Source organism: Sphingobacterium sp. KH_072, from assembly GCF_057837975.1.
Window position 1 is genome coordinate 2,162,924 of sequence record NZ_CM174457.1, and the last position, 23,858, is coordinate 2,186,781.

Here is a 23,858-nt window from a genome sequence, read left to right on the forward strand (position 1 = left end):
TGGTTATATCACTTATTTAAAATAGGTTTTTAGGTTTTTAGGTTTTTTGGCCGATGGTTAATCGGCCGTATGGAGATGATGCTGTCCTAATAATGCATATTGTGCTGCATAGGTAAACATAAACATGCCTTCGACTCCTTGGCCATCCCGATCACTGCCCCATCCGGTCAATAAGTTGGTCGGCAAATACCCATTGTGATTAAATCGCTCAAAACCGTAATCTAAGTTGCGCTGAAATGCATTTAGATACGCGCTATTCTGTTCGTTTAGTCCGGTGGATTCTTGATATCCGCGGAGCAGAATACCATTGAACCAGTTCTTGAATCCATCCGTACCAAATGTGTGGTACTGTGGTACATCTTTGCCCAACGTAGCAAAACGCGTGAAACTTTTCTGCGAAAGATCGCGTACATCGCGCGCATAGGTTTCGTCGCCAGTAGCACGATACAAATCAGCACCACCCGACAGCATGGTACCGCTGTTGTATGTAAATGCCTCACCAACCGCATCTCTCAATGGTGTATTTGCGCGATAGCGCGTACCATTCACCATCGTGTATTGAATATCGCAATTAGGAACACATCCGCCCATCATATCACTGTACACGCCATCATTGTTAAGTAAATGAGACTTTTGCCAAGCGTAGGTTGCTTTTGCGTAATCGAGATAATAGTCTGCTTTGCTTACAGATTTTGTTAACCGTGTTTGCTTGTCCGTGGGGTCGATATAGCGTTTTTCGATTTGCTGCGATTTGCCTTTGTACAGTTCATGCAACCAAACCAACGGTGTGATTAATGGCCCGTTGCTACAAGCATGTTTGGTGGTATAACCTGGTCCCCAAGGAATTCCGCCATTTTCGCGGCCTTGCTCATCGATAGTGGTATCCCAACCATCCAACACATAATCTGTCAGATATTCCGCTTTTTGCAAATACGCTTCGTTGCCTGTGAGTTTGTACGATTCCAGCAGCTCGCGAATTAGCCACATTTGATCATCATACACATTGAGTACGCCCGTTACATTGGCCTGCCCTTTTTGGCTCACCCGATCCACCGCGTATACCGACCATTCTTTGGTTTGCGTGTAAGAAACCAGTTCGAAAGTGCCTAAATAGTAATCAGCATTGTCATATAGATTGTCTAAGAGTTGTACATAGCGCTGATAGTGTTGATCGTACAAGGCCGTTTCGCCAGCTTCCTTTGCTTTCTTCAGACCAGATAGTATGGCATTAACAGATTCAATACCGGCTGTGTACATCCAAACAGATCCGCGTTCCTCCGATTTTACCTGTGTAAATGGATTATAGAATCGACGCATCTCCAAAGTTTGCGGATCAAATTGTTTTTCGATGGTAATGTCTACTAGCGCGATGGAACGCTCCAGATTGCGTAATGCCATCTCCATGGTAGAGTCATCTACCGTCTCTTCGACTTCGACGGGCTGTACGGTATTTTGAGAGCAGGACGACATTCCACTGCTAGTCATCGCCACACCCATAAGCGCGACACGGAAAGCAACTTGAGCAATACGGTTTAATTGCATGATGTTGAGAATTTGGTTTATAATTTTAGTTAGAGCTATCTTGGTTAGAGTTAGCCGATCATAACGAAAGCAATATAGCGCGACAGGGGTTAATTTATGGGTTAAAATGGCCTTATTAATACCCAAAGAATGTATTAACCCTGGCAAACTACTGAAAAACACAAGCTCGAAATATCACAATTTCGAGCTTTATTGTTTCCCTAACCTGATCTTTGCTAAAACGTTTATTGAGATTTTTATTTACATTTGATGTAATAACACTACCAATGATGCGGGCCCAAAAGTCCGGCATAAACTCGATGATGACAGCAACTACTCTACCTATACGCGTATTTCTTTTTTTGTGCCTTTCCAATTTTGTGTTTTTGGCAGATATTTTGGCGCAGGGAATCGAGTTGACAGGCAATCATCAACCGATTGAGCAGCGCTCTTCTATTCGGTTATTTGAACAAAATCATCCTGATTTCGAGGGAATTTTGAAGATTAATTTTGATCTACACATCCGTGATGATGGTACTTCGGGATATTTGATTCGGTTGAAAGACAAGAGCCAAAACCCGACGTATAACCTGTATTTTGATAAAGAAGATAATAAAGCGGTTTTCCGGTTTAACGAGGAAGGGAAAAGCGGTCTGATCCGATTGACTATTGGTATAGATCAGCTAAATAAGCATCGATGGCTACCTATTCGCTTGGCGTACGACTTGCGCAAGGGCATGATCTCACTTGCGGTAGGAAATCTCGCCACAGAAAGCGTTCGAGCGCCACAACTTAAGCGCTATTCACCTACGGTGATTTTCGGTAAAAGTGATTATTTGATCGATGTGCCATCCTTTTCGATGCGTGCATTGATCATTGCAGATGATCACCAAGAACTCGTATTTCCTATGAAAGAAACTTCTGGCACGACCTTGCATGATGAGTCGGGCAACGCGGTGGGCAAAGTTTCTAACGTCAGTTGGTTACTAAATCGCGCCTATCATTGGCAGCGTAGCAGCGCGCTGTATTCTGATCGAAAGTCAGGATCCGAGTACGATATGAAACGACAGTTGGCCTATTACTTTAACAGCGATTCTTTGTATATTCATCATCTTCGTGGTGGTTTTACGGAAGCGATTCGATTTGCCAATCCTTGTCAGGTACTGATCAAGCTCGGCAATAGCTTTATCGATTCTACCGAAAATCGGCTGTACGTGTATGAGACGTTTTACGAACATCCGTACGAAGGCCCCACGATCGCAAGCCTAAGTTTGGATGATTATACTTGGCGTGTAGAAAGTGATGCATACCTAGGGCGGGAATTGAACCATCATGCAGCGCAGTATCTAGCAGATCAACGTGCGCTGTTTGTTTTTGGCGGATTTGGCAATATGATGTACAACAATGATATGAGGCGCTATGACCTTGCTCAATCGGGCTGGACTGCACCGCAGAATATCTCAAAAGACGTCATATTACCACGCTATTTTACGTCAATGGGTTATGGAGCAGTCACTAAAAAGATGTACTTGTTTGGTGGCATGGGCAATGAGTCTGGTCAGCACATTGTGGGTCGGAAGTATTTCTATGATCTCTACGAATTGGATCTTGCTGCTGGCCAAACTACTAAATTGTGGCAATTGGACTGGAAGGAACATCACTTTGTGCCCGCCCGCGGATTAGTAATTCCCGACGACCAATGGTTATATCTGTTGGGTTACCCAGAGCATGTTTCGCATTCGTTGATCCAGTTGCGCCGCTTTTCATTGACAGATGGCTGCTATGAACAATTGGGAGATTCTATTCCGATCTATTCGGATAAGATCAGCACGCGCGCCAAGCTCTATCATGATAAAAATCTGCAAAAATTAATTGCCATTGTGCAAGAATCGGATGATGATATTCGATCCAAACTATCGGTTTATGAATTGGATTTTCCGGCGATTAGCCAGGCGCAACTGCACGCTTTTCCCAGTTCACGCCATGGCTACTGGATTTGGCGAATCGGTTTCGTGGCCTTACTAATCACTGCCAGCGCTATCTTATTTTACCGCAGAAAGCAAGCCGCAAAACCTGCAATGCAGCCCGCAGAAGCAAGCATTCAACAAGCTACAACACCACGAACGGCATCCGAATCTGTGATAAAACCGATGAAGTGGGAACATCCTGATAAGAATTGCATTTTCTTGTTTGGAGATTTCACGGTGCTCGATCGGCGCGGCAATGATATTTCTCATCTATTTAGCACGAGATTGCGCCAGGTTTTCTGCTTAATTCTTATCCATAGCGATCATGCGGGCATTAGCTCTAATTTGCTGAGTCATCTGATTTGGCCAGATAAACCAAAAGATAAAGTAAAGACATCGCGCGGTGTGACAATCAACAACTTGCGCAAGGCACTAAGCACCGTGGAGGGCGTAGAGATCCTGTATGAAAACGGGCATTATCGCACCGCGATTACCGCACCTTGCTATTGTGATTATACCATTTTGCGCACACAACTCGTTACAGAACAAGATCTCATCGTGGAGGATATCAATCTGTTGATCCGACGTGGATCCTTCTTGCTAGGATCTGACGATCCATTATTTGACGAGACCAAAGGTAAGCTGGAGGATGAACTCATTTCCAGCTTACAAAAAAGCATTTTAGTCTTAGAGCAGCAGCAAAACTGGACGTTGCTCTTTGCAGCTGCCGACTTGCTGGTGGCCTTAGATCCGGTTCATGAAACGGGACTAAAGAAAGGGTTGAAAGCGTTGCAAAAGCTTAATTTGACAACACAAGCCAGCCGCTTCTATGTTCGGTTTACCGAGCATTATCGGCAATTGCTTGGTGAAGAATATCCGCTTATTTTTGATGAATCAACGCAAGATTAGGCACTTCATATTCGTCTCGCATAATGGGTTATGTACTAATGATAAAAATCTATTACTTTTAGCTTAGATTTCGGAACCGCTCAACTTACTCGCCAGACCATGCCCCTTCATATGTACCACACTTGCTAGTATACTGGCTTGATTATTTTAGGGTCTAAAATCTAGAGAGCCTTTTTTTGATTCTCTACCGTCATTCACTGTATCCACTCTCGGTTTACTTATCTTATTATTACCAAATAAAAATGTCACAGATAGTCTGAACCTTTGGGTATCATTATAAGTATAATACTCCCCAAATATTGGACAGCTGATTAAATTCGATAATTTAACAGTTGAAAATGAAAAAAGAGCGTAGAAAATTCAGTCCGGTTTTCAAGACCAAAGTAGTCTTAGAAGCCCTTAAAGAAGTTAGTACCATGCAGGAACGTGCTTCCAAATACAGCCTTCATCCCACACAGATCACCGCTTGGAAACGGGAATTTCTGGAGAAAGCTGACACGGTGTTCGGTTCAGAGAAACCTACACAGAAAGAAGAGTCTAAAGAGAAAGAACTTTATTCCAAGATTGGTGAACTTCAGATCCAAGTTGATTTCTTAAAAAAGGTATTGGGGAAATGAGCATGATTGAAAGGCGCGGACTTGTTTCCCCAGGATATAAACCGCTAAGTATTGTGGGGCAGTGTAAGCTGCTGAATCTTCAGCGTAGCTTCTATTATTTCAAGCCTAAAGGTGAATCCTTGTTGAATCAGTCCATCATGAAGCTAATTGACCGCAAGTTTCTGGACTGTCCATTTTACGGTGTGGAACGGATGACTGCGTATCTCAACAAAGATCTAGGGTATCGTATAAATGCCAAGCGCGTACGGCGTTTATATCGGCTAATGAGCCTTCGGACCATTTACCCAAAGAAGAACCTAAGTAAAGCAAATGCAACACATTACAAATACCCGTACTTACTCAAAGGCTTAAAGATAGAGCGGCCAAGCCAAGTTTGGCAGGCCGACATCACTTATATTCCTATGTTTAGAGGCTTCATGTATATGTTCGCCATTATAGATGTGTATAGTCGAAAGATTGTGGGGTGGAGTATCTCTAATACCATGACGGTGGAATGGTGCAGGGATGTGCTGTTGGAAACAATAGCAGAGCACGGCACTCCTGAAGTATTCAATACCGATCAGGGTTCACAATTTACCAGTCCGATCTTTACCAAAGTCCTCAAGGATAATCGTGTGAGTATATCAATGGATGGAAAAGGAAGAGCGCTGGACAACGTGTTTATCGAAAGGTTCTGGAGGTCATTGAAGCAGGAATACATTTATTTGAACCCACCTAACGGTGGCATGGAGTTATTCCAAGGTGTGAAACGGTATGTCGAATTTTACAATACGGAAAGAAGACATCAGTCTATGGACCATTTTACCCCAAATCAGGTATTCTATCAAAATAATAAAAAAGTGTCGTAAATAAACTTAAGTTTGAACTATTGCTGTCCAGCAAAAAGGGAGTACTATAGTTAACGCTGATAGTTGTCTTCCAATACCTTGATAATATCGCTTTCACGAAACAATATTTTTCGTTCGAGCTTGATAAAAGGTATCAGTCCGTCATCCCTGTACTGTTGCAATGTCCGTTTGCTGATATGTAACATCTCGCAAACCTGTTCGCCTGACAGGTAGATTTCTCCTTTTAAGAGTGGATGAAAATATTCCCTGATATACAGCAGTTCATTTTTGATGCCTACTACAGCTTCGAGCAAGGCAATCATATCTTCGTTTGAATTTCCAATCTGTTTCATTTCTTTTGCTTTTTTAATGGTCGCTCTCCCTGCAGCAGTAATTCCACTTCGGATAATCTGAAATATGTTTTCCGATTGATTTGCGTTGCCCCAAGAATACCTTTTGCCCTGTACGTCTGCAAAGTTCGTTTACTGATGTTGAGCAGTTGGCAGGCTTCCTGTTGGTCGAGCCATTTTGTTGCCTGTTGCAGTGCTTTGTAGGGTGCAGTCATTTCCGCTATCAAATTGGAAACTTCCTTTACTTCCCTATGCAATGCCTTTAAAATCTGAATGTCCAAAACCGTTATTTCCATATCATGTCATTTATACCTCGAAAATAAAAGCAATTCATATAAGATTTCTCAATGTTGCAGTCAGAGGTAGCGTTTGGCGTACAGTTGCCAAATACGGTATTACATTCCCAATTTTGGTTTATTATTTTTCGGACGAGTTTGTTGTGATTTGATTGTATTGTCCATTCTCAAAGCTGGTTTTTTGTTGGTTTGTACAGTCTGACTTTTTCCATCGTTTTTGAAATCCGAACGCATAACCGTTTTTGTTGCACCTATTACGCTTTCAGGTTCGGTAGTCTGTTTTTGTTGTTCAACACGCTTGCCACCGAACAACCTGCCCAGACCTAAACCCTTTGTATCTTTGAATTGACGTTTAAAGTTGGTAATAAAATTGGAAATCGGGTCGCTATGCTTATCGACCTGCATAAAAGGAGCATTCTTTTTTTTCTCGGATAGCTCGTTTTCTTTACGCTCTTTGTTGGTATTTACTTTTTGTGCCATAGGTTCAAAATTTTTCCCAATATAGAACACAAGAGAATGTATTATTTTCATTTGGCTTTTTGTGGCAGTATTTGGCTTATATTGGCACAATAGGAATGGAAAGTAATCCTTAAAACACTTTAACTTTTCCTCGCAAAGCCCTCACGGATTTAAAGAGTTTTCTACGGATAAAGGAAAGCATACCAAAAACATCCTATCCTTACCCCTTACGTGTTTTTTGTACCCTTTCTTTGATTGGAATGGATTAAAAAAGAATAAAAAGGTCGCAAAGATAAAGCGGACAGCCACCGCACCACCCAACCAAAAGCTTACGGCATAATGGCAGGGCAAAAGGTGGCTTCGCAGAGTTGTTGTGTGATTGCCCTGCCACCCTTCGGGACTTATTCCGTTTCCTTTTGGTTTTTCCCCTGTCCGCCTTGTTAAAATGGCTTTCTTTTTTTTCTGTTTTTTTGTTTTGAAAATAATTTTTGAGAGGGAATTACGCATCCTTATCAATGGGCAGTTATCAAAACAATGGCTTGTGCTTATCGTTATAGATTTCCTTAATCAGTTCTCCGAACTCCTGAAAGTGGTACTCGATAATGTTGTCCAGATACGCATAAATCGTCAGTTTGTCAATTCCTATAATGTTGGTAAGCCTGTTAAATGTTTCGTGGTGTTCCTGCCGTACATAGACTGATTTACCCCTACTTGCAGTACTGTTCGGAATTTTAAAGAACTGTCCGCAGTAATCCTCTTTGGTCAGTTTTTTGGTTTTAGAAGTGCCTTTTTTAGAATTGTTGACCAATGGCTTTGAATGTTCCGTTTCTGTTGCTATTTCCTCGGGTTCTTCTCCTGCCATTACACGCATAATAGCTTCCTCGTCAACTTCGGGTTTTGCAAAGTCTTCCCGATGTGTTATTCCTTGTTGTTTCATCAAAGGTTGTTTCTTTTCATCAGTTAGGAAATTTTCAATAGAGAAATCCTCTTTTTCGGGTTGATGATTTTTGTTTTCTTCGTGTATCATATCTCTTATTTTTAATATTATATCCAATTAGCTATCTGGTTAGCTGAATAGTTAGTTCTATATACTGTTGTATCTATGTAGCCAACTATTTACCTATGTACCTGCATACACTTAACTGGCTAGTTCATTAACTCAAAAAATAGCAATTAGTCCGCATTCAATCACGCAGATTTGCTGTCGATTTTTTTGCCATTCATTTACTTAATTAAGGATATAACCAATCAGCCAGTTAATTAGTTACAAAGGAAATAAAAGCAATTCCTGCCCCCATAAGGGTGGCAGTATTTGGCGTTCAAAGGCTTTATTTGGCGTAATCGTAAGTCGTTGTTTTTCAAATAGTCTTATCGAACTTTGTAATCGGGGCAGTTGATTTTTTCGGCTAACTCCAATCCGTTTGCAAAACGGATTTTTCTGAACTCCTGTTCAGAGCAAGTTATCTTTTGAGGTACTCGAAATGAATTTCGGCACTCAAAAGCACTTGCCCTTGCAGGGAGCTGAAAACCGCTCCGAAGTCGCAGTTTTGTTTAACATTAGAAATGGATTTATTATGGAAGAAAAGAACAGTAAACAAATTAGGAAAACAGGGAGAAAACCGAAGAATGACCCTGCCGTACATCGGTATTCTATTAACCTGAATGCAGAGGAAAACGCCAAGTTCCTTGCCCTCTTTGACCAATCGGGGATAAGTGTAAAGGCACATTTCATTACGGCTTGCATCTTTCAAAAGACCGTAAAGACCGTAAAAATTGATATGAATGCGGTAGAATACCACGCAGGACTGACCAAATTTTTCAGTCAGTTTCGAGGAATAGCAACCAATTACAATCAGATTGTAAGGCTATTGAACGCCAATTTTTCGGAGAAAAAAGCATCTGCATATCTCTATAAATTGGAAAAACAGACCGCAAAAATGAAAGAACTGTTGCTAAAGGTTTTAATTCTTACCGACAGATTTGAAAAGCAATATCTACATAAAGAGTAAAATTATGATTGCAAAAATCGGAAAGGGAAGCAATATGTACGGAGCGATTTTGTACAATCAGCAGAAAGTGGACAGGGAAAACGGAGCGGTTTTGTTGCTGAACAAAATACCCGACACAATGGACGGCAGGTATTCCGTAGCGTATTTCAATAAATGTTTTGAGCCGTATTTGTCTGCAAACATCAAAACAGAAAAAACGGTACGGCATATTTCATTGAACCCAGACCCGAAAGACGAGGTAAGCGATGAGCAGTTTACGGAAATGGCACAGGAATATATGGAACGTATGGGCTACGGAAATCAGCCTTATATTGTTTTCAAACATACGGACATTGACCGAATGCATATCCATATCGTTTCGACCTGTGTAGGCATTGACGGTAAGAAAATCCCCGATGATTACGACCACCCACGTTCAATGGCAATCTGTCGGGATTTTGAAACGAAATACAACCTGCACAAAGCAACCGAGCAGGAGCAGAAACAAGCCAACAAAGTTTTCAAACCTGTGGATTACCACAAAGGCGACATCAAAAGTCAGATTGCTTCGGTAGTACGGCATTTGCCGAAGTATTACAGCTTTCCGACTATGGGAAGCTATAATGCTTTATTGTCGCTGTTCAACATCACAGCGGAAGAAGTCAAAGGCGAGCGGAACGGTCAGCCGGTAAACGGATTGGTCTATGTGGCAGTGGACGAAAACGGAAACAAGGCAAGCAATCCGTTTAAGGCATCGCTTTTCGGAAAAGACGCAGGAGTTGCACAACTACAAAAGCATTTTGAACAGTCAAAAGAGAAAATGAAAACCAATCCTGTAAGGTCAGTTTTAAAGAATACTGTTGAATTGGCTATGCACACGACAAGCAACGAAATAGAATTTAGAAAACAATTGACCGAACACGGTATTAATACGATTGTTCGCAGAAACGACAACGGACGGATTTACGGAGTAACTTTCATTGACCACGAGAGCCGTAGTGTATGGAATGGTTCACAGTTAGACAGAAACCTGTCTGCAAATGTTTTTAACGATTGGTGGAACAACGGCAACAAACCCGAACTGAAAACACAGGATAACCCTCTTTCCAAAACGAATACAATAGACAACCAACCAACGAAAGACCTTTTTGAGTTTATCCCACAGGAACATTCTCAGAATTTCGATATAGGATTATTCAGCCTTTTACCTGATGCACAAGGCGTGGATTATAAAGAAGAAACATTTGCTAAACGGATGAAGAAGAAAAAGAGACGATTGCAATAAACAATGCAATGCCATTGCATTACTTTTTTACTAACTTTGCAAAAGAATATGAAAGTCTTCTCTTCCATACTGGCACTTTTTATGATGGCATTATTTGTAATGCCTTGTGCTGATATGTATGAAAAAAATGTATTTAATATTCAGGAACATTCTACAGAAATAACCCATCAAGGAAGCCACGACCATCAGGAAACAACTGATATGTGCAGTCCATTTTGTTTATGCGGTTGTTGTGGAATAGTTTCAGGTATAGTGCTTCAATGGAATGTATACAGCTTAGTTAAGGCGAAGACTTTTGACCTTTCTAAGCCTAAAGTTTATTATAAATGTACCTTTATATCCCACTATCTGGGGGGAATTTGGCAACCGCCAAAGATTAATGCATAATTTTTAATGTTTTAATGATTATAGCTTTTTGCGTACAGCAACAAGCTGAATGTTTTGGGTCATACTTCGTATTTCTCGTATTCATAATCATTGCAATTTATCATTAATTATTCATCATTAATCACAATAGAAGTGTTAAATAGTATTATAAAATTCTCTATAAAGAATAAGTTCATTATAGGATTGATGACCTTGTTTCTCATCATTTGGGGGGTATGGAGTGCCAAGCAAATCCCCATTGATGCCCAACCTGACATTACAAACAATCAGGTTCAGATTATTACCCTGTCGCCTACATTGGCAGGACAAGAAGTAGAACAATTAGTAACATTTCCCGTAGAGCAAAGTATCGTTAATCTTCCAAAAGTAGAAGAGATAAGAAGTGTTTCAAGATTTGGATTATCTGTTGTAACCGTTGTCTTTCAAGATAATGTCGATATTTATTTTGCACGACAGTTAGTAAGCCAACAGCTGAAAGAAGCACAAGACCAGATACCTGACGGGATTGGAACACCTGAACTTGCTCCTGTCAGTACAGGTCTTGGCGAAGTGTACCAATATATTCTTCATCCCAAAGAAGGCAGTGAAGACAAATATTCCGCAATGGATTTGCGGACAATGCAGGACTGGATTGTTGCCAGACAACTTTACGGTACTCCGGGAATTGCAGAAGTCAATAGTTTCGGTGGTTTGCTTAAACAGTACGAAGTTTCTATCGACCCAAACCGCATCAAGGCAATGGACGTTAGTATTTCCGATATTTTTACCGCCCTCGAAAACAACAACCAAAATACCGGAGGTGCATATATCGATAAGAAGCCCAATGCTTACTTTATTCGCGGGATTGGTCTGGTTACTTCATTGGAAGATGTAGGAAATATCGTCGTTAAAAATACAGGTAGCGTTCCGGTATTTATCAAAGATGTGGCAGAAGTACAATTTGGTCACGCAACCCGGTACGGAGCATTGACCTATAATGGCGAAGTAGATGCTGTGGGTGGGATTGTAATGATGTTGAAGGGAGAAAACACCTCTGAAGTTGTAAAAAGTATCAAAGAAAAAATACCGGTTATCCAACAATCTCTACCCGAAGACGTGGTCATAGAACCATTTTTAGACAGAATGGATTTGGTTGATAGAGCGATAAGTACGGTTCAAAAGAACCTCATTGAGGGCGCACTGATTGTTATTTTTGTATTAATTCTATTCCTGGGGAATTTCAGAGCAGGACTGATTGTAGCCTCAGCCATACCGCTATCTATGCTTTTTGCGTTGGGAATGATGCGGCTGTTTGGTGTAAGTGCCAACCTGATGAGTATGGGGGCTATTGATTTCGGATTGGTAATAGATGGTTCCCTGATTGTTGTTGAAGCGACAATGCATCATTTGGGCTTGCGGAAATCCACACAAAGACTTACGCAGGCAGAAATGGATGAAGAGGTATATGAATCTGCACGGAAAATTCGTACGAGTGCCGCATTTGGCGAAGTTATCATCCTCATTGTCTATATCCCTATCCTTACTTTGGTGGGTATAGAGGGTAAAATGTTTACGCCAATGGCACAGACTGTAAGTTTTGCCATTTTGGGAGCATTGATTTTGTCCTTTACCTATATCCCGATGATGAGTGCTTTGTGTTTGTCTAAAAAGCCGATTACCAAAAAGAATTTTTCAGACAAAATGATGGACTATCTTCAAGGGGTTTATAAACCATTGTTAGAAAAAGCCATTCGGATGAAATATGTGGTTATTGCGGTTGCCGTTGGGCTGTTTACCATAAGTATATTCTTTTTTTCACGGATGGGCGGAGAGTTCCTGCCAAAATTGGGCGAGGGCGATTTTGCTTTCCACTGTATCCTGCCACAAGGAACATCGTTAAGCCAAAGTCTGGAAACCTCTATGCAGGCATCAAGGATAATCAAGGAATTTGACGAAGTGAGAATGGTCGTAGGCAAGACTGGTGCTGCCGAAGTACCGACAGACCCGATGCCTCCCGAAGCCACTGACCTGATGATTATCCTAAAACCGCAGGACGAATGGAAAACAAAAAAATCCTATGACGAGCTTTCCAATGAAATGATGGAGAAACTTGAAGTTATTCCCGGTGTATTCTTTGAAGCCAATCAGCCGATACAGATGCGGTTTAATGAACTGATGACAGGTATCAGGCAGGATGTAGCCGTTAAGATATTCGGAGAAGACCTCGACAGTTTGTTGGTTTATGCCAATAAAGCGAATGCTATTATTCAAACAGTAGAAGGTGCGACTGCTCCGCAGGTAGAACGGGTAGCAGGTCTTCCCCAAATCAATATCGAATATGACCGTACCCGAATAGCCAATTACGGCTTGAATGTACAGGAAATAAACGATATTGTCAGCACTGCGTTCGCAGGTAAATCAGCAGGTGTGATTTATGAAAACGAACGAAGATTTGATTTGGTGGTACGGCTTGATGAAGCCCACCGCAGTTCCATTGAGGATGTGAGCAATCTGTTTATCCCACTACCAAACGGCGACCAAATACCGCTTTCACAGGTTGCAAACATTGATTACAAATTAGGGCCCGCACAAATCAGCCGTGAAGGCGGTAAACGCAGGATATATGTCGGCTTCAACGTACAGGGGCGGGATGTAGCCAGCGTTGTCAATGAAATTCAGGATAAATTGGCTGAACAGATTAAGCTACCGACAGGTTATTATTTTACTTATGGTGGTCAGTTTGAGAACCTCCAAAAAGCTACCGACAGATTGCTGATTGCTGTACCTATCGCATTGCTTTTGATTTTTATCCTGTTGTATTTCACATTCCATTCGTTTAAGGAAGCCGTTTTGGTATATACAGCTATCCCGATGAGTGCCATTGGAGGCGTATTTGCCCTGTTATTGCGGGATATGCCATTCAGCATATCAGCAGGTGTCGGATTTATCGCCCTGTTTGGTGTTGCTGTTCTGAATGGGATTGTACTGATTGCCACGTTCAATAGACTGGAAAAAGAGGGTTGGAACGAGATTATTCCGAGAATTATCGAGGGAGCTAAAACAAGGCTTAGACCTGTATTGATGACGGCATCTGTGGCAAGTTTAGGTTTTTTACCAATGGCGTTGAGTACAAGTGCAGGTGCAGAAGTACAAAAACCGTTGGCAACCGTGGTTATCGGTGGACTGATTTCGGCAACTGTCCTGACATTGTTCGTCCTGCCATTGCTGTACCTCGTATTTATGAGAAACCAAAAACCTCCGAAAAATAGTAAAACGAAAGCCATAGCACCCGTGCTGTTGCTGTTTGTGTTCTTGGGTTTTTCTCAAAACGGTAAGGCACAAACTCCGATGAGTGTAGATAGAGCTATTGAAGTAGCTGTGGAGAACAACCCTCAGCTACGTTCCAAAAATATGGATATTCAATCTGCCCAAAGCCTTAGCAAGACGGCGTATGAACTACCGAAGACCGATGTAAACTTCCAATACGGGAATAATGAGGGATTTGAATATAATGACGGTTTCCAAATTTCACAGACCATTCCCTTTCCGACACTCTTTGGGGCAAAGAAAAATCTTGTCAAAGAGCAGGTAAAAGGTCAGCAGTGGGCGAAGGCTCTGACAGAAAACGAACTGAAAAAACAGGTAAGAACCTATTATTATCAGTTGGAATATTTGGAGCATAATGCTTCGGTTTTAAAGTATCTTGATAGTATTTATGTAGACTTTATCCGTGTTGCGGAACTCCGGTATAAAACGGGAGATATAGGTAAATTAGACGTTAATACTGCAACTACCAAGAAAGGGGAAATAAGTCTTTTGTATCAACAGAACGAGGTTTTAAGGCAGAACGCCTATCAAAGCCTTAAAAATCTGATGCAGACACAGGAAGATTTCTTAATAGAACCTCAACCGGATTATACACCATTGCTGTTAAGTTCTTTCATTGACAGTTCGGCTGTTGCAAATCATCCGAGCATCCAGCTATTGTACCAAGAGGCGAAAATTGCCGAACAGAACAAGAAATTGGAACGGGCAAACAGCCTGCCTGATTTTACGTTCGGCTATAATAACATATCGCTGATAGGAATGCACAGTAAAAATGGTGTAGAGCAATTTTATGGCAGAGGACAGCGGTTTAGTTTTGTTGATGTAGGTATTACAATCCCCATTTTTACAACCACCAAAGCAAAAATTCGCTCGCTTGATTACAAGAAACAATCATTGGAATTAAATGCGCAATGGCAGGAACAACAGCTTAAAACGGAATTGGCAAACGCCTTGAAACAATACGAACAATATGTAGCGCAGTTTACCTATTTCAAGGAGCAGGCACTTCCCAATGCTGATGAGATTATCAATGCTGCAAAGCTGGGGTACAGTACCGGAGATATTTCTTATGTGGAGTACCTATTTGCCTTGCAGACAACAGCAGACATTCAGCTTAATTATTTAAATAGCATTCAGCAAATCAATGAGGCTGTAACGCTTATCCATTCATTAATCAGTAAATAATACAATATGAAACGTATCATAAATAATATAGTTTTTAGCGTTCTTGTCCTCGTAGCATTCTTTGCTTTCAACGCCTGTACAAATAATCATAAAGAGGGCGACGGGCATAATCACGGAACGGAAGCAGAAACAACAACGGACGAACACGAAGAAGAAGAAAATGTTGCAGTGCTGACCGATGAGCAGATGAAAGCCGTAGGTATTGAAATCGGTTCAATTGAACAGAAGCAATTATCCGCAACATTGAAAGCTAATGGAGCATTAAGAGTTCCCAACAGCAACAAGGCGAATGCAACCTCGTTGTTTGGCGGTGTTATCAAATCCCTCAACGTGGAGATAGGCGATTTCGTAAGGAAAGGTCAGGTCATCGCTACTATTTCCAATCCGCAATTCATACAGTTGCAGGAAGAATACCTAAGCATCAATAGCCGGATAGAATTTGCAGAACAGGAACTTGTAAGACAAAGAGAGCTGAACGACGGAAATGTCGGAGCAAAGAAAAACTTGCAAAGTGCCACTACTGAACTGAACACATTGAGAACACGGAAGTCTTCTTTGAACCAACAAATACAAATGATGGGGATTAATCCGGCTTCCTTGTCAAATGCGAGCCTTAAATCGTCATTGGTCGTTACAAGTCCGATAAGCGGTACTGTCAGCAATGTTTTCGCCAAAATCGGAAGTTATGTAGATGTGTCTTCGCCTATTGCTGAAATAATAGAAAACACAGCCCTACACTTGGATTTACAGGTCTATGAAAAGGACATTCCTTTAATCAAAATAGGTCAGAAAATAGATTTTGTCGTAACCAACAATCCCAATAAGACTTATTCTGCCGAAGTTTATAGTATCGGCTCATCGTTTAGCGGAGAGGGTAAAACCATTGCTGTTCACAGTAGAATTACAGGAGATAAAACAGGGTTGATTGACGGAATGAGTATAACCGGAATGGTAAGTTTGGATGATGTATTAAGTACGGCTGTACCCAATGATGCTATTGTCAATGCAGACGGAAAGTATTACATCTTTTTGGTCAAGGAGCAGGAAGAAGAACCACACGAGCATAAAGAGGGAGAAGTTCACGACCATAAAGAAGAGGAGGCTCACGACCACGGTTCTGAAAAGGGAACTCGATTTGTAAGAATAGAAGTTATTAGAGGTGCTTCTCTATTAGGCTATACGGCAATTACACCTGTAAGTGAAATTCCTCACGGAACGCATATCGCGGTAAAAAGTGCATTTTTTGTAAATGCAAAAATGGATGATTCGGGAGAACACGCCCACGCTCACTAAAAAATATTGGATAATGAAAAAGAACATTGAACAAAAGCTGTTGTCAAAGAACACCAATCCAACAAGTATGCGGATATTGGTTTATGATTTCTTGGAGCAACAGCAAACAGCAATGTCCTTATCTGAAATCGAGAGCCATTTTTACAAAGCAGACAGAGTTACGATTTACAGGACTTTGAAAACATTTGAAGAAAAAGGCATCGTACACAGTATTCAGGAAAACACGACTACCAAATATATTTTGTGCCACGACGAATGCGACGAGCAAACCCATAAAGATTGGCACTTGCACTTCTACTGTAAGATTTGCAAACAGACGACCTGTAAGGAGGATTTTATAATACCACAGGACACGCACCAAGAATATCGGATTGACGAGATAAAGTTGTTTGGCAAGGGAATTTGCGAGAAGTGTTTAATGGAGAGTTTGCAATAGCATTGCAGGCTCTCCCTATGTAACTTTACTATAAATATAAGTATGTTATGGGTAACTATCTTAAAGAGACAAAAATCCTTGATTACTCAAATATTTCTATACAAGTCCTTTTGGAGCAAAGGGGCTGGCGAAATTTGGACATTGTTTCCAAAGTAAAGGCAATATACAATTTTGTACGAGACGAAATAAAGTTTGGCTATAATGTTTCTGATGATATTTCCGCATCGCAGGTGCTGAAAGACGGGTACGGACAATGCAACACAAAGGCCACTTTATTAATGGCTTTGTTAAGAGCAACAGATGTACCTAACCGCATTCACGGTTTTACAATTGATAAAGCATTGCAGAAAGGAGCTATTACAGGTATTTGGTACAGACTATCGCCTAAGAATATCCTACATAGCTGGGTTGAAGTTTGGGTAAACGAGCAATGGTATTTTTTGGAGGGCGTGATTTTGGATAAACCGTACCTCACGAAATTACAGGAACAGAACAGTGATTGCAAGACCACTTTTTGCGGTTTCGGAGTTTACACCGATAATTTTGAGAGCCCGCCGATTGAATGGAACCTTAATAATACGTTTATTCAAGACAAGGGTATCAATCAGGATTTTGGTGTATTTGTAACGCCCGATGATTTTTATCAGAAACACCAGCAAAAGCTCAATGCTTTCAAAAGATTTGTCTTTCAGAATATGGTTAGACATATAATGAATAAAGACGTAGAAAATATACGGAACGGACAGGCAAATACAAGCACCTAATAAGTAGTATTATGACATTAAAAAAAGAATTAGAAAAACAGGGAAATTGGCTGTTTAGATATAGAAGTTTTTTACCAATAGTCAGCTTGGCTATTGGCTTGGCGGTTTTTGTACAAACAAGTTTGTCAAAAAGCAATTTGGAGGTTTGTACCCCATACGTAGAAATCGGTTGTTTAGTTGTCAGTCTTATTGGATTGGCAATTCGGATATATACTGTAGGTTATACACCCAGAAACACTTCGGGGCGAAATACCGCACAAGGACAATTAGCAGAAACGTTAAACACAACAGGTATTTATAGTATAGTTAGACATCCTTTGTATTTGGGCAACTTTTTTATGTGGTTAGGGATTGCTTTGTTTACTCAAAATGCTTGGTTTGTAATATCATTTGTCCTGTTTTATTGGATATACTACGAACGGATAATGTTTGCTGAAGAACAATTTTTGGAAAGAAAGTTTGGCGAAACCTATCGTTTGTGGGCAGATAAAGTTCCTTCATTTTTACCGAGTATTCGTTTATTTAATAAACCCGAAATTTCATTTAGCATAAAAAAGGTGTTGAAGAAAGAGAAAAACGGACTTTTTGCTGTATTCCTCATTTTCACGGTTTTTGACTTTACAGATGAGTATATAAACGAGCATACCCATTACAATAAATTCTTTATTGCAGGTTTTGTTATTACAATGCTGATGTATATAGTTCTAAAATTCTTAAAAACAAGAACAGGGATATTGAACGATAGCCGATAACATTAAAAATTAAAAGCGATGATAAATACTGATAAAAATCAAAAATATAAATGTGATGCAGAACTCTCAAATATGCGAACATTGACAATTTTCATAGCAACAAGTTTGGATGGATATATTGCCAAACCAAATGACGACCTAAGTTTTCTGAAATTAGTAGAAAAGGAGGGCGAAGATTACGGTTACGCAGAATTTACCTCAACGATTGACACTATAATTCTTGGTAGAAGAACTTATGATTGGGTTCTTAATGAAATCGGTGCTTCTCACTATGACAATGGCGAAAGGAACGTGTATGTTATTACAAGGACAGAAAGACCAACTGTTGGCAAGACAACGTTTTATACAGGAAACCTGACTGAATTGGTACAACAACTGAAATCAGAAAATGGAAAAAACATCTATTGTGACGGTGGAGCAGAAATAATAAACGAACTTTTGAAAAATGACTTAATTGATGAGTTTGTTATTTCGGTCGTTCCTGTATTACTTGGCAAGGGAACACGGCTTTTCAAAGACGGCAGACCCGAACAAGAACTTGAACTTGTTAATACAAAAACATTTGAAACAGGATTATCACAACTCCGTTATAGACGAAAAAAAGTGAAAAAACAGCGAACTGCTGAAAGTGAGTAAGCTGTCATTGGAACATTAATCGAATTGTTGGAGTTGCGTTATCTATTAAGCATCACGACAATAGAGAAAGAGTAGAAACAACAGTAATTAAAAATTAAAAGCGATGATAAATACAGATAAAAATCACAAGCATACTTACGATGCACAGGGCAAACAGCTTTGTTGCACACAAGAAGAAAAGATTTACACCAAAGCAGGTGCTAAAGAATTGGTAAAAGGGCATCATACAAATGACGGGCATAGCCACAACGATGATGACGGACACGACCATTCGCATTCGGGAGGTACTGACAATGTTTTCAAGATGTTTCTTCCCGCCATTATTTCCCTTACGCTGTTGCTTGTAGGTATTGCAATGGATAATTGGTTTCCGCAGACGTGGTTTTCCGATTGGGTACGAATTATTTGGTACGTGGTGGCTTATGCGCCTGTTGGACTGCCTGTACTCAAAGAAGCCATTGAGAGTATTCGCAAAGGCGAGATTTTCTCGGAGTTCTTTTTGATGGGCATTGCCACTATTGGAGCATTTGCCATTGGCGAATATCCCGAAGGTGTTGCGGTAATGTTGTTCTATGCTGTTGGCGAGGTTTTTCAGACAATGGCTGTTTCGAGGGCAAAATCAAATATCAAATCTTTGCTTGACCAAAGACCCGATGAAGTAACCGTATTAAAAAACAATGAACCGCAAATTGTAAAGGCAGAAACCGTTGCCATTGGCGAAATCATACAACTTAAACCGGGAGAAAAATTGGGATTGGACGGAGAACTGTTGTCCGAAACAGCATCGTTCAATACATCGGCTTTAACAGGCGAAAGTAAACCCGATACAAAAAACAAAGGCGGAACCGTTTTGGCAGGAATGATAAACCTCAACACCGTATCGCAGATAAAGGTTACGACCGCATACACCGACAGTAAGTTGAGCAAGATTTTAGAATTGGTGCAAAACGCCACTGCACAAAAAGCACCAACGGAATTATTTATCCGGAAATTTGCAAAAATCTATACGCCTATTGTAGTGCTGTTAGCCATAGCCATTTGCCTACTGCCTTATTTCTTTGTGGAAAATTATGAGTTTAGAGATTGGCTGTACAGGGCTTTGGTATTCCTGGTTATTTCCTGCCCTTGTGCGTTGGTTATTTCCATTCCCTTAGGTTATTTCGGTGGTATTGGTGCTGCGAGCAAAAATGGAATACTGTTCAAAGGAAGTAACTTTTTAGATGCTCTTTCCGATATTCAAAACGTAGTGATGGATAAGACAGGTACAATGACAGAGGGCGTTTTTAAGGTTCAGGATATCAACTTCAATCCCGAATTTGATAAAGCTGAAATTCTGGAATTAGTCAACATTTTGGAAAGCCATAGCACACACCCCGTAGCAACCGCTATTCACGAATACGTGGGGAGACCGAATAATGAAATTCGATTGGAAAATACGGAGGAAATCGCCGGACACGGTTTGAAATCAACGGTAAACGGTAAGGATTTATTGGTCGGGAATTTCAAACTGATGGGTAAGTTCGGCATATCATACGACTTAGACCCGAACAGCATCGTTTATACAACTATTGCCGTTGCATACGACAGCAAATTTGTTGGTTACATCACGATTGCCGACAGTATCAAAGAAGATGCACAAGAAACCATAACCCTATTGCATAAGCTCAATGTTAAAGCAACGATGCTTAGCGGAGATAAAAGTACCGTTGTGAAATATGTAGCGGAGCAGTTGGGGATAGACAATGCCTTTGGAGATTTATTGCCCGAAGACAAAGTAAACAGAGTTAAAGACATCAAAGCCAAAGGCGAAAGCGTTGCTTTTGTGGGCGATGGTGTAAACGATGCTCCTGTTGTGGCATTGAGCGACGTAGGTATCGCAATGGGTGGATTAGGGAGTGATGCCACTATCGAAACCGCAGATGTGGTCATACAGGACGATAAGCCAAGTAAAATACCTATGGCAATCAACATCGGTAAACAGACAAAGAAAATCGTTTGGCAAAATATCGGTTTGGCTTTCGGTGTCAAAGCTATTGTACTCGTACTTGGAGCAGGTGGATTGGCGACAATGTGGGAAGCTGTTTTTGCGGATGTTGGCGTAGCGTTATTGGCAATTTTAAATGCGGTAAGAATACAGCGAATGAAATTTTAAACCCCTTCAATTTATGAGTTTTGAAAAGGAAAAAGAAAATACGCAAAAAGAAATATATCCCCAATCGGCATATTTCTCAATCAAGAAAGCCTGTAAAAAGGGTAGAAAGATTGCATCACCGAATACTTAATTGGACAATGCTGATTTTCCTCTCTGCCATATTGATATTCCTAATTTTTGCTGTTGTCCGTCATATTTATCATCATTATATAGGTAATTTTCAGCACCATCAACACCAACATCATCATCATCGTTGAAATGACAGATGTTTTTGATGAGGGAACAGCGCTGTTGGCAATTCACTACTCATAGTGCGCTTAAACATTTCAAAATAATCGAATGAATAAATTTTACAACGAAACATTACATAGGTTAAAAACAACAGTCAACGAATTGGAGGTTGAAGCTGATTGCTCCATACAACGGATAGAAGCTGTTATACTTCTTATTGTAGAATGCCTATCCGAATTAAAGGAATATGTGCTAAAAACAGGGTTCAGCGATGAAGACGAAGAAATCCGTTTTTTCAAACATCAGAAACCTACCATCGTTGCAAAGCTCATTTATTACAATGCTGTGTATAAGAACCACACCTATTTTGTTCGTGGCAAGCACAATGTTCAATTGAGTTTGGACACATTCTATTTTGAAACCGACCACAGTTTTTCCACTTCCCACGATTACAAAGTAGCAAAGATTATTGCCAATGATTTGATACAGGACTACCTCGAAGACCAACTATCAAAAACAGCCACAAGCGACAAACCGACAACCCTGCATTGGACAGGTAGCAAGACCGCTTTAACCGAATTGATTTATGCACTACATTCACAAGGCATATTCAATAACGCCAATGCAGATATTAAACCTATCGTCAAAGTCTTTGAAAGCACTTTTAATGTTGATTTGGGAGATTTCTATCACACGTTTTTAGAACTCAAATCCCGAAAAATGAACAGAACTAAATTCCTTGACAGCCTTAAAGAAAGCCTTATCAAAAAAATGGACGAGCAGGACGGTAGGTAGGGTTTGCTATATCTGTACAGCGTAAAAAGGGTTTAATAAAAGCCCTTTTTTCTTGTCCTGTTTTACCAAGTGTAATAATCGGATATTAAAATCCTTTGTATGGTTTTGAGAATAATAAATTTTGTATATTTGCTGTGAGCTAACGGAAACGTGTTGAAAAGCAAAGCAATAAGCACCGTTACCAAATCGTTACTTGACTATCTTTGATAACCCACATAAGAGCCTTGTATTCAACCGAAAAGGCTTTTTCCTGAAAACTTTAAAATAAAATGTAACTACGCTTATCTGGCTCTACAGAGTAGGATTATCTCGCTTATGTCTGACTCCGCTAAAGAGCGCTATACCAATTTCATCAAGCAGCATCCGACGCTATTCCAAAAGTTATCCAAAAAACGGATCGCCAACTACTTAGGCATGAGCAGAGAAACGCTAAGCCGATTGAATACATAAGTAAAGGATTTCACCTTGTAAACTCCCTATTGCGGAATGCACCATAGCGCCATTAGAAGCTCACAAATACCTACGCGTTCCATTAAATGATGAATAAAAACATATCGAAATCGTCTGAACGTAAATATTAAGGAATGGCTTTAGTTTTATTTAACCATTTTTTCTACTCCGAACCGAAACGTCACTAAGTGTGCTAAAGACTTGAATTAGTTTTGTTTTTCTTTACGCCGATTGGTAAACTTATCCATTAACGAATAATTTTCTATTAATACAGGATCCCACTTTTGCTTGATGGTCAATCCACATAGTAGGAAAAAAGTATAATTTTTCATTATTTTTGTCTTGCTGATTTCCCAAATGCAGAAAACTGCATTTAAAAATCAATCACATTTTTTAGATATTTTCAGAAAATAATATGGCTTAGCAGATAGTTAAGCCCATTAAAGACTAACTTTAAGATAATTGAGTATGCCTTGGAATCCTAATATATACAATCAGTTTAAAAACATTCGGCACCAGCCTTTTTTTGATTTAATGGAAATGATTTCCGAGGATGGTTTGAAGCATGCAGTAGATATAGGCTGTGGTACAGGTGAACAAACTTCCATGCTGTCTACAAAATTTAATGCCGCTTCCTTTTTAGGGATCGACACGTCCGAAGAGATGCTCTCCGAATCTAAAAACCTTACTCACAGCAAATTACAGTTCCAAAATTCATCCATTGAAGCATTTGTAGAAAATGATTCAAAATGGGACTTGATCTTCAGCAATGCCGCTTTGCAATGGACAGATAATCACAAAGTACTATTCCCGGCTTTGATTTCAAAACTCAATTCCAAGGGGCAGTTTGCCCTGCAAATGCCCGTACAGAATGAAAATCTTTTGAACAAAATTTTACTGGATTTGGTACAAGAAAAACCCTTCACTGATTTTTTGAGTAACTGGAAAAGGCGATCACCCGTTCTGAGTATTGATGAATATGCACAAATAATGTTTGATGGTGGATTAGGAGAACTTCAGATTAGCCAGAAAGTTTATCCCATTGTCTCTGATGATCCAAATAAGCTTTTTGATTTTATCTCCGGATCAGCATTAATTCCTTACGTAGAAAGGATGTCGGAAGACGAACAAGAAATCTTTGTAGCAGAATTTAAAAGACGTATTGGGAAAGCATTTAAAAAGTTTCCTGCTATTTATGCATTCAAACGCGTGCTTTTATACGGAAAAAAGGAAATGTAACAGCCAAAGACTG

Annotated in this window: 21 protein-coding genes; 16 read left to right on the forward strand and 5 right to left on the reverse strand. The window is 40.2% G+C overall.

What is annotated here, in order from left to right; translation table 11 throughout:
- Positions 1-57: 57 nt before the first annotated feature.
- Positions 58-1,542, reverse strand: a complete 1,485-nt coding sequence (locus AC3IRT_RS10030) for a glycoside hydrolase family 76 protein (protein ID WP_489393123.1) — start codon at positions 1,540-1,542, stop codon at positions 58-60.
- Between the two features lie 365 nt (positions 1,543-1,907).
- On the opposite strand from AC3IRT_RS10030, the gene AC3IRT_RS10035 reads away from it, so the two are divergent.
- The 3 genes from AC3IRT_RS10035 (at position 1,908) to AC3IRT_RS10045 (ending at position 5,862) form a co-directional block, all read left to right on the forward strand.
- Complete coding sequence (locus AC3IRT_RS10035) at positions 1,908-4,397, forward strand: AfsR/SARP family transcriptional regulator (protein ID WP_489393124.1); 2,490 nt, start codon at positions 1,908-1,910, stop codon at positions 4,395-4,397.
- 338 nt (positions 4,398-4,735) lie between these two features.
- Positions 4,736-5,014 (forward strand): transposase, encoded by a 279-nt coding sequence (locus AC3IRT_RS10040; protein ID WP_489393125.1) that lies wholly within the window; start codon positions 4,736-4,738, stop codon positions 5,012-5,014.
- Positions 5,011-5,862, forward strand: coding sequence for an IS3 family transposase (locus AC3IRT_RS10045; protein ID WP_489393126.1), 852 nt, complete (start codon positions 5,011-5,013; stop codon positions 5,860-5,862). Before AC3IRT_RS10040 ends, AC3IRT_RS10045 begins: the two co-directional genes overlap by 4 nt.
- Positions 5,863-5,912: 50 nt before the next feature.
- On the opposite strand, the gene AC3IRT_RS10050 is transcribed toward AC3IRT_RS10045, so the two are convergent.
- The 4 genes from AC3IRT_RS10050 to AC3IRT_RS10065 all read right to left on the reverse strand — a co-directional run bounded on the left by AC3IRT_RS10050 (position 5,913) and on the right by AC3IRT_RS10065 (position 7,973).
- Positions 5,913-6,194, reverse strand: coding sequence for a helix-turn-helix domain-containing protein (locus AC3IRT_RS10050; RefSeq protein WP_003010415.1), 282 nt, complete (start codon positions 6,192-6,194; stop codon positions 5,913-5,915).
- Positions 6,191-6,487 (reverse strand): helix-turn-helix domain-containing protein, encoded by a 297-nt coding sequence (locus AC3IRT_RS10055; protein ID WP_003010413.1) that lies wholly within the window; start codon positions 6,485-6,487, stop codon positions 6,191-6,193. Before AC3IRT_RS10055 ends, AC3IRT_RS10050 begins: the two co-directional genes overlap by 4 nt.
- 99 nt (positions 6,488-6,586) lie before the next feature.
- Positions 6,587-6,967 (reverse strand): hypothetical protein, encoded by a 381-nt coding sequence (locus tag AC3IRT_RS10060; protein WP_232279802.1) that lies wholly within the window; start codon positions 6,965-6,967, stop codon positions 6,587-6,589.
- A gap of 505 nt (positions 6,968-7,472) precedes the next feature.
- Positions 7,473-7,973 (reverse strand): DUF3408 domain-containing protein, encoded by a 501-nt coding sequence (locus tag AC3IRT_RS10065; RefSeq protein WP_032132267.1) that lies wholly within the window; start codon positions 7,971-7,973, stop codon positions 7,473-7,475.
- 547 nt (positions 7,974-8,520) lie between these two features.
- Between AC3IRT_RS10065 and mobA the strand changes: the two genes are divergently transcribed.
- The 13 genes from mobA to AC3IRT_RS10130 all read left to right on the forward strand — a co-directional run bounded on the left by mobA (position 8,521) and on the right by AC3IRT_RS10130 (position 23,845).
- Positions 8,521-8,955, forward strand: a complete 435-nt coding sequence (gene mobA / locus AC3IRT_RS10070) for a conjugal transfer protein MobA (RefSeq protein WP_013597184.1) — start codon at positions 8,521-8,523, stop codon at positions 8,953-8,955.
- A 4-nt stretch (positions 8,956-8,959) separates the two neighbouring features.
- The gene (gene mobB, locus AC3IRT_RS10075; RefSeq protein WP_003010403.1) at positions 8,960-10,219 is read left to right on the forward strand and encodes a conjugal transfer protein MobB; all 1,260 of its coding nucleotides are present in this window, start codon (positions 8,960-8,962) and stop codon (positions 10,217-10,219) included.
- A 48-nt stretch (positions 10,220-10,267) separates the two neighbouring features.
- Positions 10,268-10,606 (forward strand): DUF6660 family protein, encoded by a 339-nt coding sequence (locus AC3IRT_RS10080; protein ID WP_489393127.1) that lies wholly within the window; start codon positions 10,268-10,270, stop codon positions 10,604-10,606.
- Positions 10,607-10,696: 90 nt separating this feature from the next.
- Positions 10,697-15,097 carry a CusA/CzcA family heavy metal efflux RND transporter gene (locus AC3IRT_RS10085; RefSeq protein ID WP_489393128.1) on the forward strand — a complete coding sequence of 1,467 codons (4,401 nt, stop codon included), beginning with the start codon at positions 10,697-10,699 and terminating at the stop codon, positions 15,095-15,097.
- 6 nt (positions 15,098-15,103) lie between these two features.
- The gene (locus tag AC3IRT_RS10090; RefSeq protein ID WP_489393129.1) at positions 15,104-16,390 is read left to right on the forward strand and encodes an efflux RND transporter periplasmic adaptor subunit; all 1,287 of its coding nucleotides are present in this window, start codon (positions 15,104-15,106) and stop codon (positions 16,388-16,390) included.
- 13 nt (positions 16,391-16,403) lie between these two features.
- Positions 16,404-16,826 carry a Fur family transcriptional regulator gene (locus AC3IRT_RS10095; RefSeq protein WP_489393130.1) on the forward strand — a complete coding sequence of 141 codons (423 nt, stop codon included), beginning with the start codon at positions 16,404-16,406 and terminating at the stop codon, positions 16,824-16,826.
- A 47-nt stretch (positions 16,827-16,873) separates the two neighbouring features.
- A complete protein-coding gene (locus tag AC3IRT_RS10100; RefSeq protein WP_489393131.1) occupies positions 16,874-17,590 on the forward strand; it encodes a transglutaminase-like domain-containing protein in 717 nt (238 codons plus the stop codon).
- A gap of 11 nt (positions 17,591-17,601) precedes the next feature.
- Positions 17,602-18,342, forward strand: coding sequence for a methyltransferase family protein (locus AC3IRT_RS10105; protein ID WP_489393132.1), 741 nt, complete (start codon positions 17,602-17,604; stop codon positions 18,340-18,342).
- Between the two features lie 18 nt (positions 18,343-18,360).
- Entirely contained in the window at positions 18,361-18,978 is a 618-nt protein-coding gene (locus AC3IRT_RS10110) for a dihydrofolate reductase family protein (RefSeq protein WP_489393133.1), read from the forward strand.
- 103 nt (positions 18,979-19,081) lie between these two features.
- On the forward strand, positions 19,082-21,130 hold the full coding sequence (locus AC3IRT_RS10115) for a heavy metal translocating P-type ATPase (protein ID WP_489393134.1): 2,049 nt from the start codon (positions 19,082-19,084) through the stop codon (positions 21,128-21,130).
- Positions 21,131-21,469: 339 nt separating this feature from the next.
- Complete coding sequence (locus AC3IRT_RS10120; protein ID WP_489393135.1) at positions 21,470-22,156, forward strand: RteC domain-containing protein; 687 nt, start codon at positions 21,470-21,472, stop codon at positions 22,154-22,156.
- Between the two features lie 315 nt (positions 22,157-22,471).
- Positions 22,472-22,606, forward strand: coding sequence for a hypothetical protein (locus AC3IRT_RS10125; RefSeq protein ID WP_489393136.1), 135 nt, complete (start codon positions 22,472-22,474; stop codon positions 22,604-22,606).
- A 534-nt stretch (positions 22,607-23,140) separates the two neighbouring features.
- On the forward strand, positions 23,141-23,845 hold the full coding sequence (locus tag AC3IRT_RS10130; protein WP_489393137.1) for a methyltransferase domain-containing protein: 705 nt from the start codon (positions 23,141-23,143) through the stop codon (positions 23,843-23,845).
- Positions 23,846-23,858: the final 13 nt, after the last annotated feature.